This window comes from Micromonospora sp. DT62 (assembly GCF_049847285.1).
GTDB lineage: Bacteria > Actinomycetota > Actinomycetes > Mycobacteriales > Micromonosporaceae > Micromonospora > Micromonospora reichwaldensis.
This window is the reverse complement of record NZ_JBNCOB010000020.1, coordinates 64,609-78,117: the sequence shown is the minus strand read 5'-3', so window position 1 is coordinate 78,117 and position 13,509 is coordinate 64,609. Positions and strand designations below refer to the sequence as shown.

Annotated in this window: 12 protein-coding genes; all 12 read right to left on the bottom strand. The window is 73.2% G+C overall.

Translation table 11 applies throughout. From position 1 onward, the window contains the following. Window positions 1-64: 64 nt before the first annotated feature. On the bottom strand, window positions 65-1,273 hold the full coding sequence (gene coaBC / locus ACPXCB_RS23560; RefSeq protein WP_151457092.1) for a bifunctional phosphopantothenoylcysteine decarboxylase/phosphopantothenate--cysteine ligase CoaBC: 1,209 nt from the start codon (window positions 1,271-1,273) through the stop codon (window positions 65-67). A 14-nt stretch (window positions 1,274-1,287) separates the two neighbouring features. Beyond that, window positions 1,288-1,551 (bottom strand): DNA-directed RNA polymerase subunit omega, encoded by a 264-nt coding sequence (rpoZ, locus tag ACPXCB_RS23555; RefSeq protein WP_007075826.1) that lies wholly within the window; start codon window positions 1,549-1,551, stop codon window positions 1,288-1,290. 46 nt (window positions 1,552-1,597) lie between these two features. Next, window positions 1,598-2,131 carry a guanylate kinase gene (locus tag ACPXCB_RS23550; RefSeq protein ID WP_425877701.1) on the bottom strand — a complete coding sequence of 178 codons (534 nt, stop codon included), beginning with the start codon at window positions 2,129-2,131 and terminating at the stop codon, window positions 1,598-1,600. Window positions 2,132-2,156: 25 nt separating this feature from the next. Further along, entirely contained in the window at window positions 2,157-2,474 is a 318-nt protein-coding gene (gene mihF / locus ACPXCB_RS23545) for an integration host factor, actinobacterial type (RefSeq protein ID WP_007458370.1), read from the bottom strand. A 175-nt stretch (window positions 2,475-2,649) separates the two neighbouring features. Next, a complete protein-coding gene (gene pyrF / locus ACPXCB_RS23540) occupies window positions 2,650-3,489 on the bottom strand; it encodes an orotidine-5'-phosphate decarboxylase (protein ID WP_425877700.1) in 840 nt (279 codons plus the stop codon). Between the two features lie 103 nt (window positions 3,490-3,592). Then, complete coding sequence (locus tag ACPXCB_RS23535) at window positions 3,593-4,867, bottom strand: adenosylmethionine--8-amino-7-oxononanoate transaminase (RefSeq protein ID WP_425877699.1); 1,275 nt, start codon at window positions 4,865-4,867, stop codon at window positions 3,593-3,595. Beyond that, a complete protein-coding gene (locus ACPXCB_RS23530; RefSeq protein WP_425877698.1) occupies window positions 4,864-5,883 on the bottom strand; it encodes a quinone-dependent dihydroorotate dehydrogenase in 1,020 nt (339 codons plus the stop codon). Before ACPXCB_RS23530 ends, ACPXCB_RS23535 begins: the two co-directional genes overlap by 4 nt. Before the next feature lie 106 nt (window positions 5,884-5,989). Beyond that, the gene (carB, locus tag ACPXCB_RS23525; protein ID WP_425877697.1) at window positions 5,990-9,430 is read right to left on the bottom strand and encodes a carbamoyl-phosphate synthase large subunit; all 3,441 of its coding nucleotides are present in this window, start codon (window positions 9,428-9,430) and stop codon (window positions 5,990-5,992) included. Then, entirely contained in the window at window positions 9,423-10,586 is a 1,164-nt protein-coding gene (gene carA / locus ACPXCB_RS23520) for a glutamine-hydrolyzing carbamoyl-phosphate synthase small subunit (protein ID WP_425877696.1), read from the bottom strand. The genes carB and carA overlap by 8 nt, the downstream gene beginning before the upstream one ends. Next, window positions 10,583-11,860 (bottom strand): dihydroorotase, encoded by a 1,278-nt coding sequence (locus ACPXCB_RS23515; RefSeq protein WP_425877695.1) that lies wholly within the window; start codon window positions 11,858-11,860, stop codon window positions 10,583-10,585. The genes carA and ACPXCB_RS23515 overlap by 4 nt, the downstream gene beginning before the upstream one ends. Then, window positions 11,857-12,783 (bottom strand): aspartate carbamoyltransferase catalytic subunit, encoded by a 927-nt coding sequence (locus ACPXCB_RS23510; RefSeq protein WP_425877694.1) that lies wholly within the window; start codon window positions 12,781-12,783, stop codon window positions 11,857-11,859. Before ACPXCB_RS23510 ends, ACPXCB_RS23515 begins: the two co-directional genes overlap by 4 nt. Beyond that, window positions 12,780-13,364, bottom strand: a complete 585-nt coding sequence (pyrR, locus tag ACPXCB_RS23505; protein WP_327027750.1) for a bifunctional pyr operon transcriptional regulator/uracil phosphoribosyltransferase PyrR — start codon at window positions 13,362-13,364, stop codon at window positions 12,780-12,782. The genes ACPXCB_RS23510 and pyrR overlap by 4 nt, the downstream gene beginning before the upstream one ends. Window positions 13,365-13,509: the final 145 nt, after the last annotated feature.

Sequence of the window (13,509 nt, the reverse complement as noted above, 5' to 3'; positions counted from 1 at the left end):
TTCCGCGGCAGTGTAATCATCCGCGTCAGAGCCTGGCCTCTTCGGTCGTGCCCGTTTCCAGCCGTCAGGAACGGCCGGGCAACCGGGCCACCACGAGATCCCAGACGCCGTCGGCGAGGTCCTCCTTGGACCGCTCGGGCATCCGGCTGACCGAACCGTCCGCGCCGATGACCGTCGCCGCGTTGGTCTCGGCGCCGAAGACCTTGTCGGGCCCGACCTCGTTGATCACGACGAGGTCCGCCCGCTTACGGGCGAGCTTGGCCCGGCCGTTGGCCTCGGCGTCGCCCGTCTCCGCGGCGAACACCACCAGCACCTGCTCCGGGCGACGGCGCCGGCCCAGCTCGGCCGCGATGTCCGGGTTGGTGACGAGCTCGATGGTGGGCGCGCTGCCGTCGTCCGACTTCTTGATTTTGCCAGGCGCGTAGGTCGCCGGACGGAAATCGGCCGGAGCCGCCGCCATCACCACCGCATCGGCGTCGGCCGCCGCCGCGAGCGTGGCGTCGCGCAGCTCGCCCGTGGTGCCGACGCGGACCAGGTCGACGCCGGCGGGGTCGGGCAGCGAGACGTTGGCCGAGATCAGGGTGACCCGGGCGCCCCGGGCCACCGCGCAGCGGGCGAAGGCGTAGCCCTGCTTGCCCGAGGAACGGTTGCCCAGGAAGCGGACCGGGTCGAGGGGCTCGCGGGTGCCGCCTGCGGTCACCACCACGTGCCGCCCGGCAAGGTCGGCGGGGGCCCCGACGCCCCGCGCGAGGGCCCGGCGGGCGACCGCGAAGATCTCCGCCGGGTCGGGCAGCCGGCCCTTGCCGGTGTCGGCGCCGGTGAGCCGGCCGACGGCGGGCTCGACGACGCGCACGCCCCGGGAGCGCAGCGTCGCGACGTTGGCGACGGTGGCCGGGTGCTCCCACATCTCGGTGTGCATGGCCGGGGCCAGCACGACCGGGCAGCGGGCGGTCAGCAGCGTGTTGGTGAGCAGGTCGTCGGCGAGGCCGTGGGCGGCCTTGGCCAGCAGGTCGGCGGTGGCTGGCGCGACCACCACCAGGTCGGCCTGCTGACCGAGCCGGACGTGCGGCACCTCGTGCACGTCCGACCAGACGTCGTCGGCGACGGGCTGGCCGGAGAGCGCCGCCCAGGTCGGGGCCCCGACGAAGCGCAACGCCGACGCGGTCGGCACGACCCGGACCTGGTGGCCCGACTCGGTGAAGAGTCGCAGCAGCTCGCACGCCTTGTAGGCGGCGATGCCACCGCCGACCCCGAGGACGATCCGGGGGGACATCGACGCAGGGCGGATTACGGCTGGTCGGTCGGCTCGGCGGTGAGCAGGCCCGCGTTGATCTCGCGCATGGCGATGGAGAGGGGCTTCTCCTGCGGCGTGGTCTCGACCAGCGGGCCGACGTATTCCAGCAGCCCCTCACCGAGCTGGCTGTAGTAGGCGTTGACCTGGCGCGCGCGCTTGGCGGCGAAGATCACCAGCGCGTACTTCGAGGTCGTCTTCTCGAGGAGCTCGTCGATCGGCGGGTTGGTGATGCCTTCGGGGTTTGCGATGGATCCCACGAATTAACCTCTGCGTCTATCGCACCGCGCTTGGCGGTGCTGGCGCTCAACCGCGCATGTGCGGTGGCGCCGGAGCCAGGAAAGAAGAACCGGACAAGCCTACCAGCTCGTCGACGACCCGCCCGGTGAGGTCGTGCGCGAGGGTGTGTTCGAAGGCGGCCGGTGTGGCCTGCGGGGGGAGGTTCCCCGGCGGGTGCAGCAGCACCAGCCGGGCGTCGGGCAGCACCGCCCGGACCAGCAGCGCGCCGGCCAGGTCGAGGCCGATCAGCACCGGCTGCCCTTCGGCGAGCCGGGCGCGCAACGGTTCGAGGGGGGTGCCGCGCCGGTACGGCCCGGCCCGGCTCCATTCCAGCAGTTCCCCGGCGGCGACCATCCGATCGAACTCGGCGGGGGTCAGGAAGAGCCGGTCGACGCCGTCCAGCTCGCCCTCCCGGCGGGATCGCGTGGTGGCCGGCACCGGAATCCACACGGACGGAGAACGCGCCCGGACGCGCTCGACGACACTCTCCGTGCCGGAGCCCGAAGGCCCCGTCAGGACAGTGAGCCGAGCCGCCGGGCGCGCCTCGTCATCCGTGCTCACTGCTTGTTTCTACACGCAGCCAGCCTCAGTTGGCGGCGAACTCTCCAAGCAGTGCCTTGCGCTGCTGCTCGCCGAGGCCACGCAGGCGACGGCTGTCGGCGATCTTGAGCTTCTCCATGATCTGGGTGGCCCGGATCTTGCCGATACCCGGCATCGCCTGCAGCACGGCGGAGACCTTGAGCTTGCCGACGACGTCGTCGGACTCGGCACGCTCGAGGACGGCTCCGAGGGTGGTCTTGCCCTGCTTGAGCTGCTCCTTCAGCTCAGCACGGGCCTTGCGGATCTCCGCGGCCTTCTCCAGCGCGGCAGCGCGCTGTTCGGGGGTCAGTGACGGGAGCGGCACCAGTTCTCCTCAGGTCCCTATCGCGACGGGCGGGACGCACCGCCGCATCTGTGAAACGTGGTGTCGCTGTGAACCAAGGGGTCCGTGGTTCCCAGCGCGGGGAAAACTAGCGGTCGACGGCGCATTCGGCAACGTGGACGCGCGATGATCTTCACAAAGGTGACCGAGCCATCAGTCAGTCACCAGCGGCGAGGGCGGCCCGGCAACCGGTCAGGGCGCGGTCGGCGGCGGCCCGCAGCGCGTCCGGATCCGGGCCCGCGCCCAGCACCTCGCGGGAGTACGAGGGCAGCACCGCGGGCAGGGCGGAGCCGAAGACGACGCGCAGATCGGCCGCCGTGGCACCCTGCGCGCCGAGGCCCGGAGCGAGCAGCGGACCGTTCACGGCGGACAGGTCGTGACCGGTGTCACCGATGGTCGCGCCGACCACCAGCCCGACGCTGCCGAGCGGCTGCGCACCCGCGTTGAGCTGGGAAATCTCGTCGATGACCGTCTGCGCGACGGTACGCCCGTCGGCGGTGCGCGCGCGCTGCACGGCGGCGCCCTCGGGGTTGGAGGTGAGCGCCAGCACGAAGACTCCGCCCCCGTGCTCGGCGGCCAGTTCGAACATCGGCGCGAGCGCGCCGACACCGAGGTACGGACTCGCGGTCACCGCGTCCACATGGACCGGGCTGGATGGATCGAGGTACGCCGAGGCGTACGCGGCGACGGTCGAGCCGATGTCGCCGCGCTTGACGTCCAGCAGAACGAGCGAGCCGGCATCGCGTAACTGTCGGATAGTTGACTCAAGAATCGCGACACCTTTCGAGCCGAACCGCTCGAAAAAGGCCGACTGCGGCTTGATCACCGCGACCCGGTCACCGAGGGCCTCCGTGACCGTCCGGGCGAACCGGTCAAGCCCCCGGATGTCGTCGTCGAGCCCCCAGCGGGCCAGCAGCCCCGGGTGCGGGTCGATGCCGACGCAGAGCGGACCCCGCTCGCTGACGGCCCGGTGCAGGCGGGCGCCGAAGCTCTCCATCCGGTTCTCTCCCTCTCCTCGGCACCCGGGGCGTCCGCCACCGGGGCACGCTCCTGTCGCGGGCGGCGCGCCCGCGTACTCCCGCCGGACCGTGACCGGCGGCTCAGCCGGCCCGCACCGCGGCGGCGACCCCGGCGGCGATCCGGGCCAGGTCGGCGTCGTCGGTGACGTACGGCGGCATGGTGTAGACTAGGTCGCGGAACGGCCGCAGCCAGACCCCCTCGGCGACCGCCGCGGCGGTGGCGGCGGGCAGGTCCACCTCGTGGTCCAGCTGGACCACGCCGATCGCGCCGAGCACCCGCACGTCGGCCACCCCCGGCGCGCCGCGCAACGGCTCCAGGCCGGCCCGCAGGCCCGCCTGGACCCTCGCCACCCGCCCCGCCCAGTCGCCGGCCCGCAGCAGGCCGAGGGAGGCGTTGGCGACCGCACACGCCAGCGGGTTGCCCATGAACGTCGGGCCGTGCGCCAGCACCCCGGCGGCGGAGATGCCCCGGGCGACCTCCGCCGTGCAGAGGGTGGCGGCCAGCGTCAGGTACCCGCCGGTGAGCGCCTTGCCCACGCACATCACGTCGGGCACCACCCCGGCGTGCTCGGCGGCGAACATCGCGCCCGTGCGGCCGAAGCCGGTGGCGATCTCGTCGAAGATCAGCAGCACGCCGTGCGCCCGGGTCACCTCGCGCAGCACCCGCAGGTAGTGCGGGTGGTGGAAGCGCATCCCCCCGGCGCCCTGGACCACCGGCTCCACGACGACCGCGGCCAGCTCGTGGGCGTGCCGCTCGACCGCCTCGACCAGGGCCGCCTCGTAGGCCGGCTCGGGCGGGGTGTCGAAGCCGCCGGGCGGCACGGGGGCGAAGACCTGCCGGGGCAGCACGTCGCCCCAGAGGTGGTGCATGCCGCCCTCGGGGTCGCAGACGCTCATCGGGTGGAACGTGTCGCCGTGGTAGCCGCCCCGCCAGGTGCCCAGCCGGCGGCGCTCCGGCCGGCCGGCGGCCCGCTGGTACTGCAGGCACATCTTGATCGCGACCTCGACGCCGACCGAGCCGGAGTCGGCCAGGAAGACGTGCTCCAGCCCGTCCGGGGCCAGCTCGACCAGGGTGGCCGCCAGGCGGACGGCGGGCTCGTGGGTGAGCCCGCCGAACATCACGTGGCTCATCCGGCCGAGCTGGTCGGTCACGGCCGCGTCGAGCACCGGGTGCCGGTAGCCGTGGATCGCCGCCCACCACGACGACATCCCGTCGACCAGCTCCCGGCCGTCGGCCAGCCGCAGCCGTACGCCCGCCGCGCCCTCCACCACGTAGGGCGCGCTCGCCGGCGGCAGGGCCGCGTACGGGTGCCACACGTGCGCCCGGTCGGCGGCCAGGACCTCCTCGGGGGTCACCCGCCCGTCCCCGTGGCGCGGGCGGCGGCGCGGACCAGGGCCGGACCGCGATAGATGAAGCCGGTGTAGAGCTGCACCAGGGCGGCGCCGGCGTCGAACATCCGGGCCGCCGCGTCCGGGTCCACGATGCCCCCGACGCCGATCACCGGCAGCCGCCCGCCGGCCTCCCGGTGCACGAAGGCGACCACCTCGCGGGCGCGGTCGGCGAGCGGGCGACCCGACAGGCCGCCGGTCTCCGCGCCGCGCGCCCGGTCGGCCGGGGCGAGTCCGTCGCGGGCCAGGGTGGTGTTCGTGGCGATCACCCCGGCGGCGCCCCGGGCCAGGCAGACCTCCAGCAGTTCGGCGATCGCCGGCTCGGTGAGGTCCGGGGCGATCTTCACCAGCACCGGCTTCTCCCCCACCAGCGCGGCCAGGATGGCGTCCAGGTGCGCCCGGTCCTGCAGCGTGCGCAGCCCCGGGGTGTTCGGCGAGGAGACGTTGACCGCGAAGTAGTCGCCGTGCCCACGCAGCGCCCGGTAGGACGCCTGGTAGTCCGCCACCGCCTCGTCCAGCGGGGTCACCTTCGACTTGCCCAGCGAGATGCCCAGCGGCACGCCGATCGGGCGCGGCAGCGCCGCGAGTCGGGCCGCGAGGGCCTCGGCGCCGGCGTTGTTGAAGCCCATCCGGTTCACCACGGCCTCGCTGCCGGGCAGCCGGAACAGCCGGGGCCGGGGATTACCCGGCTGTGGGTGCGCGGTGACCGTGCCGACCTCGACGAAGCCGAAACCGAGCGCCGGCCAGGCCGGCAGGGCCGCGCCGTCCTTGTCCATCCCGGCGGCGAGCCCGACCGGATTGGGAAACTCGACGCCGAACACCGTGCGCGGCGCCCGCACGGCATACCGGGCCCGCAACACCCCCAGCGCCGCCGGCCGGCGGGACAACCCCGCCAGCCGCCGCAACGTCCACTCGTGCGCCGCCTCGGCGTCCCCGCCACCGATCCGGAACAACCCCGGCCGAACGACCCGTTCGAACATCACGACCGACCACCCCCGTTGATCATGAAGTTATCGCCGCGACACGCCGTGCCGGCCGACAACAACTTCATGATCAACGCGCACGGGTGGGGGCGGTGGGGGTGGGGGGTCATTCGGCGGACCGGAGGGCGGCGTGCAGCTCCTGGAGCGGGCGGACCTGCATGTCGCCCCGGATCCGCGCCTCGATGCCCATCACCGCCGCCGCCGCGCCCGGCACCGTGGTGATGCACGGGATGTCCGCCGTGACGGCGGCGCTGCGGATCTCGTAGCCGTCCGAACGGGCGCTCGCGCCCGAGCCCTGCGGAGTGTTGATCACCAGCGCCACGTCGCCGCCGAGGATCAGCGACACCGCGTCCTCGCCCCCGCCGGACTCGTAGTGCTTACGGATCTGCTCGCAGGCGATGCCATGCCGGCGCAGCACCTCCGCCGTGCCGGTGGTGGCGACGATCTCGAACCCCAGGTCGGCCAGGCGCTTGATCGGGAAGATCATGCCGCGCTTGTCCCGGTTCGCGACCGAGACGAAGATCTTCCCGGCGGTCGGCAGCGAGCCGTACGCGGCCGACTGCGACTTGGCGAAGGCGTGCCCGAAGGCGGTGTCGATGCCCATCACCTCGCCCGTGGACTTCATCTCCGGGCCGAGCAGCGAGTCCACGCCCTTGCCGGTGGGGGTGCGGAACCGCTTGAACGGCAGCACCGCCTCCTTGACCGCGATCGGGGCGCCGGCCGGCATCGAACCGCCGTCCCCGGTCGCCGGGAGCAGCCCCTCGGCGCGCAGCTCGGCGATGGTGGCGCCCAGCGCGATCCGGGCCGCCGCCTTCGCCAGCGGCACCGCCGTCGCCTTGGAGACGAAGGGCACTGTCCGGGACGCGCGGGGGTTCGCCTCCAGCACGTAGAGCACGTCGTCCTTCAGCGCGTACTGCACGTTGAGCAGGCCCCGCACGCCGACGCCCCGGGCGATCGCCTCGGTGTAGCGGCGCACCTGGGCCACGTGCGAGCCCGCCAGGGTGATCGGCGGCAGCGCGCAGGACGAGTCGCCGGAGTGGATGCCGGCCTCCTCGATGTGCTCCATCACCCCACCGAGGTAGACCTCCCCGTCGGCGTCGCAGAGCGCGTCCACGTCGATCTCGATGGCGTCGTCGAGGAAGCGGTCGACCAGCACCGGGTGGTCCGGCGAGATCTCGGTGGCCCGCCCGATGTAGTCACGCAGCGTGGCGTCGTCGTAGACGATCTCCATGCCCCGCCCGCCCAGCACGTACGACGGGCGGACCAGCACCGGGTAGCCGATCTCGTCGGCGATCGCCTTCGCCTCGTCGTACGAGGTGGCCATGCCGTGCGCCGGCGCGCGCAGCCCGGCCCGGGCCAGCACCGCCCCGAACGCGCCCCGCTCCTCGGCCAGGTGGATCGACTCCGGCGAGGTGCCGACGACCGGCACGCCCGCGTCCTTCAGCCGCTGGGCCAGGCCCAGCGGGGTCTGCCCGCCGAGCTGGACGATCACCCCGACCACGCCCGGCCCGCCGGCCGCCCTGCCGGAGGAGTCCTCGGCGTGCCAGACCTCCAGCACGTCCTCGAAGGTGAGCGGCTCGAAGTAGAGCCGGTCGGCGGTGTCGTAGTCGGTGGAGACGGTCTCCGGGTTGCAGTTGACCATAACGGTCTCGAAACCGGCACCCGCGGCGCCGGAGGCGGAACCCGCGCCTGCGGCGGCCGGGACGGCAGTGCCGACCGGCGCGCTCCGCAACGCCTGCACCGCGTGCACGCACGAGTAGTCGAACTCGATGCCCTGGCCGATCCGGTTCGGCCCGGAACCCAGGATGATCACCTTCGGCCGGGCCGACGGCACGACCTCCGTCTCCTGGTCGTACGTCGAGTAGTGGTAGGGCGTGGTCGCCTCGAACTCGGCGGCGCAGGTGTCCACCGTCTTGTAGACCGGGCGGACGTCGAGGCGGTGCCGCAGCGTCCGTACGCCGTCCTCGGCGGCCAGCTCCGGACGCAGCGCGGCCAGCTGCCGGTCCGACAGGCCGGCCCGCTTGGCCCGGCGCAGCAGCTCGGCGTCGAGCACCGGGGCGTCCACGATCTCCGCGCGCAGCTCGACGAGGGCGGCGATCTGGTCCAGGAACCAGGGGTCGATCCCGCCGGACGCGGCGGTGACCTCGGCGATCGACGCGCCGAGGCGCAGCGCCCGCTCGACAGTGTAGAGCCGGCCGTCGTGCGGCATCCGCAGCGCGTCGAGGGTGTTCTCCTTCGTCGCGCCGGCCGGGCCGGCGCCCGTCGCGGCAGCGACGTCCTCATCCGGCACGGTCCAGAATCCGGCTGCTTTAGTCTCCAGCGACCGCATGGCCTTGTTCAGCGCCTCGCTGAAGTTGCGGCCCAGGCTCATCGCCTCGCCGACGGACTTCATGGTGGTGGTCAGCTCCGGGTCGGCGCCCGGGAACTTCTCGAACGCGAACCGGGGGATCTTCACCACCACGTAGTCCAGGGTCGGCTCGAACGCCGCCGGGGTCTTCAGGGTGATGTCGTTGGGGATCTCGTCGAGGGTGTAGCCGATGGCCAGCTTCGCGGCGATCTTCGCGATCGGGAAGCCGGTGGCCTTCGACGCCAGCGCCGACGACCGGGACACCCGGGGGTTCATCTCGATCACCACGATCCGGCCGTCGGCCGGGTTGACGGCGAACTGGATGTTGCAGCCGCCGGTGTCCACCCCGACCTCGCGCAGCACCGCGATGCCCAGGTCGCGCAGCTGCTGGTACTCGCGGTCGGTGAGCGTCATGGCCGGGGCCACGGTGACGCTGTCGCCGGTGTGCACGCCCATCGGGTCGACGTTCTCGATCGAGCAGACCACCACGACGTTGTCGTTCCGGTCGCGCATCAGTTCGAGCTCGTACTCCTTCCAGCCGAGCACGCTCTCCTCGATGAGCACCTCGTGCACCGGGCTGGCGGCCAGCCCGTCGCCGGCGATGCGGGCCAGGTCCTCCGGGGTGTGCGCCATGCCGGAGCCGAGGCCGCCCATGGTGAACGACGGCCGGATCACCACCGGCAGGCCCAGCTCGGCGACCGTCGCCTCGACCTCCGCCATCGAGTGGCAGACCCGGGAGCGGGGCACCAGGCCCGCCGGGTCGTCGACACCCAGGCGTACGCCGGCCTTGGCGACGATGTCCTTGAACAGCTGCCGGTCCTCGCCGCGGTTGATCGCCTCGATGTTGGCGCCGATCAGCTCCACGCCGTACTTGTCGAGCACGCCGGCCTCGTGCAGGGCGACCGCGGTGTTCAGCGCGGTCTGCCCGCCCAGGGTGGGCAGGATCGCGTCGGGGCGCTCCTTGGCGATCACCAGCTCGACGAACTCCGGGGTGATCGGCTCGACGTACGTGGCGTCGGCGAACTCGGGGTCCGTCATGATCGTCGCCGGGTTCGAGTTGACCAGGCTGACCCGGATCCCCTCGCTGCGCAGCACCCGGCAGGCCTGGGTGCCGGAGTAGTCGAACTCGCAGGCCTGTCCGATCACGATCGGCCCGGAGCCGATCACCAGGATGTGCTTGAGATCGGTCCGCTTAGGCATGTGTGCGCCCCTCGCTCTGGGTCCGGCCCTCGATGAGCTCGGCGAAGCGGTCGAAGAGGTAGTCCGCGTCGTGCGGGCCGGCCGCCGCCTCCGGGTGGTACTGGACGGTGAAGGCGGGCACGTCCTTCGCCCGCAGCCCCTCGACCACGTTGTCATTGAGGCAGACGTGTGACACCTCGACGCCACCGAACTCGGTCTCGATCACCGCATCGGGTACGACCGCGCCCTGGCGCGCGCCGGGGACCTCGACCGCGAAGCCGTGGTTGTGGCTGGTCACCTCGACCTTGCCGGTGACCCGGTCGAGCACCGGCTGGTTGATGCCCCGGTGGCCGTAGCCGAGCTTGTAGGTGCCGAAGCCCAGCGCCCGGCCCAGGATCTGGCTGCCGAAGCAGATGCCGAACAGCGGCACCCGCCGGCGCAGCACCTCCCGCGCCAGGGCCACCGGCGCGTCGGCGGTGGCCGGGTCGCCCGGGCCGGGCGAGAAGAAGACCGCGTCCGCGCCGGTGGCGAGCAGGTCGTCGATGGAGGAGCCGGCGGGGAGCACGTGCGTGGTGACCCCGCGGGCGGCGAGCCGGCGCGGCACGTTGCGCTTGATGCCCAGGTCCAGCGCGGCGACCGTGAACCGGTGCTCGCCCTCGGCTTGGACCACGTACGGCTTCTCGGTGGTGACCTCGGCGGACAGGTCCGCGCCGACCATCTCCGGGGCCTGCCGCACGCGGGCCAGCAGCGCCCGCGGGTCGGTCTCGACGCTGGAGATGCCGACCCGCATCGCGCCGCGCTCGCGCAGGTGCCGGGTCAGCGCCCGGGTGTCCACGCCGCTGACGCCGACGACGCCCTCGGCGGCCAGCCGCTCCTCCAGCCCGCCGGTGGCCCGCCAGTTCGAGCCGATCCGGGCCGGGTCGCGGACCACGTAGCCGGCGACCCAGATGCGGCCCGACTCGTCGTCCTCGCCGTTGACGCCGGTGTTGCCGATGTGCGGGGCGGTCTGCACCACCACCTGACGGTGGTAGGACGGGTCGGTCAACGTCTCCTGGTAGCCGGTCATGCCGGTGTTGAAGACCGCCTCGCCGAAGGTCTCCCCGACGCTGCCGTACGCCTCACCGTGGAACGTGCGCCCGTCCTCCAACACGAGGATCGCGGGCCTCCGCTTCGTCATAGAACAGCCTTTCCGTCCAGGACCGTCGGCTCGCCGCGCAGGAAGGTCGCCACGATGCGACCCGGCAGCGTCATGCGGGCGTACGGGGTGTTGCGGCTACGGCTGGCCAGCTCCGCCGGCTCGATGGTGCGGCGGGCGGCCGGGTCGACCAGGGTCAAATTCGCCGGCACGCCGGGCGCCGGGTCGAGGCCGTGCCCCTCCAGCCCGGCGATCCGGGCCGGGGTGCGCGACATCCGCTCGGCGATCAGGTCCCACTGCGGGCCGAGCACGTCGAGGGCGATCGACAGCGCCGTCTCCAGCCCGAGCATGCCCGGCCGGGCGTACGCCCACTCGCACTCCTTGTCCTCCACCGCGTGCGGGGCGTGGTCGGTGGCGACGATGTCGATCACGCCCTCGACCAGGGCCGCCCGCAGCGCGGCGACGTCGGCCTCGGTGCGCAGCGGCGGGTTGACCTTGTAGACCGGGTCGTAGGTCTCGGCCCGGGAGTCGGTGAGCAGCAGGTGGTGCGGGGTGACCTCGGCGGTGACCCGGACGCCCCGGGCCTTGGCCTGGCGCAGCACCTCCACGCTGCCGGCGGTGGAGACGTGGCACACGTGCAGGCGGCTGCCGACGTGCTCGGTGAGCAGCACGTCCCGGGCGATGATCGCCTCCTCGGCGACCGCCGGCCAGCCGGTCAGGCCGAGCCGGGTCGAGACCTCGCCCTCGTGCATCTGCGCGCCCTCGGTGAGCCGGGGCTCCTCGGCGTGCTGGGCGATGATCCCGTCGAACGCCTTCACGTACTCCAGCGCCCGGCGCATCAGCCGCGGGTCGGCGACGCAGTGCCCGTCGTCGGAGAAGATCCGTACCTGGGCCGCCGAGTCGGCCATCGCGCCCAGCTCGGCGAGGTGCTCGCCGGCCAGGCCGACGGTGACCGCCCCGATCGGCTGCACGTCCACCAGCCCGGCCTCCCGGCCGAGCCGCCAGACCTGCTCGACGACGCCGGCGGTGTCGGCCACCGGCGAGGTGTTGGCCATCGCGCAGACCGCGGTGTAGCCACCGAGCGCCGCCGCCCGGGACCCGGACTCGACGGTCTCGGCGTCCTCCCGGCCGGGCTCGCGCAGGTGGGTGTGCAGGTCGACGAGGCCGGGCAGGGCGACCAGCCCGGTGCCGTCGACGACGGTCGCCTCCGGCGCGTCCAGCCCGGCGCCGACGGCCGCGACGACGCCGTCGCGGATGAGCACGTCGGTCGGCGCGGCGCCGACGACGCTGACGTTGGAGATCAGGTACGAGCTCACCGGTTGTTCCCCCCGAGCAGCAGGTAGAGGACGGCCATCCGCACGGAGACCCCGTTGGCGACCTGTTCGACGATGGTGGAGCGGGGCGAGTCGGCGACCTCGGGCGTGATCTCCATCCCCCGGTTCATCGGGCCGGGGTGCATGACGATCGCGTGCTCGGGCAGCCGGCGCATCCGCGGGCCGTCCAGGCCGTAGCGGCGGGCGTACTCGCGGGCGGACGGGAAGTAGGAGGCGTTCATCCGCTCGCGCTGCACCCGCAGCATCATCACCACGTCCGACTGCGGCAGCACCGCGTCGAGGTCGTAGGAGACGTCGGTGCCGGGCGCGAGCGCGTGCGCGATGTGGACGGGGATCAGCGTCGGCGGCCCGACCAGGGTCACCTTGGCACCGAGCGTGGACAGCAGCAGAACGTTGGAGCGGGCCACCCGGCTGTGCAGGACGTCCCCGACCACCGCGACCGACAGGCCGGCCAGCCGCCCCAGCCGGGAGCGCATCGTGTACGCGTCGAGCAGCGCCTGGGTCGGGTGCTCGTGGGTGCCGTCGCCGGCGTTGACCACCGACCCGTCGACCCAGTCGGCGAGCCGGTGCGGGGCGCCGGAGGCGGGGTGCCGGACGACCACGGCGTCGGCCCCCATCGCCTGGAGGGTCAGCGCGGTGTCCTTCAGGCTCTCACCCTTGGTCACGCTGGAGCCCTTGGCCGAAAAGTTGATCACGTCGGCGCTGAGCCGCTTCGCCGCCGCCTCGAAGGAGATCCGGGTCCGGGTGGAGTCCTCGTAGAAGAGGTTCACCACGGTGCGCCCGCGCAGCGCGGGGAGCTTCTTGACCTCCCGGCCGGCGACCGTGGCCATCTCGGCGGCCGTGTCCAGGATCTCGGTGGCGGTGGCGGCGTCCAGGTCCGCGCCGGAGAGCAGGTGCCTGATCATGAGGGGGTCCCCCCGTACAACCTGACCTCGTCGGTGCCGTCGGTCTCCGCGAGGGTGACCTTCACGCTCTCCGCCAGGGACGTCGGGATGTTCTTGCCGACGTAGTCGGCGCGGATCGGCAGCTCGCGGTGGCCGCGGTCGACCAGGACGGCGAGCTGGACGGACGCCGGCCGCCCGACGTCGTTGAGCGCGTCGAGCGCGGCCCGCACCGTGCGGCCGGAGAAGAGCACGTCGTCGACGAGGACGACCCGCTTGCCGTCGATGCCGCCGGGCGGCACCTGGGTCGGCCCGACCGCGCGGGTGGCGTGCCGGCGCAGGTCGTCGCGGTAGAGGGTGATGTCGAGCACGCCGACCGGGACGGTCACGTCCTCGAAGGTGCTGATCCGGGCGGCGAGCCGCTTCGCGAGCGGGGCGCCCCGGGTGGGGATGCCCAGCAGCACCGTGTTCGCGGCGCCCTGGGTCTTCTCCAGGATCTGGTGGGCGATGCGGTCGACCACGCGCTGGACGTCGGCGCTGGCGAGGATCACCTTCACCGAGGGTTGTCGCGGCGGCGACGACTGGGCAGCAGGTGGGTAGGCCACGGCGGACCTCCTTCCCCGCCTCACGGGACGGGTCGTTAAAGGACGTCGGATGCCGGTACCGGGACGCGAGCGGCCCGGACCGGGGCTTCCCGCCACGTTACCAGTGGTCACCGCACCGACCGCCGCCGGCCACTGACCCCCTGGT

Bases quoted from the DNA above. Each gene is read 5' to 3' on its own strand.
- coaBC (WP_151457092.1), bottom strand. From the start codon at position 1,273: ATGTCCCCCCGGATCGTCCTCGGGGTCGGCGGTGGCATCGCCGCCTAC.
- pyrF (WP_425877700.1), bottom strand. From the start codon at position 3,489: ATGGAGAGCTTCGGCGCCCGCCTGCACCGGGCCGTCAGCGAGCGGGGT.
- carB (WP_425877697.1), bottom strand. From the start codon at position 9,430: ATGCCTAAGCGGACCGATCTCAAGCACATCCTGGTGATCGGCTCCGGG.
- carA (WP_425877696.1), bottom strand. From the start codon at position 10,586: ATGACGAAGCGGAGGCCCGCGATCCTCGTGTTGGAGGACGGGCGCACG.
- ACPXCB_RS23510 (WP_425877694.1), bottom strand. From the start codon at position 12,783: ATGATCAGGCACCTGCTCTCCGGCGCGGACCTGGACGCCGCCACCGCC.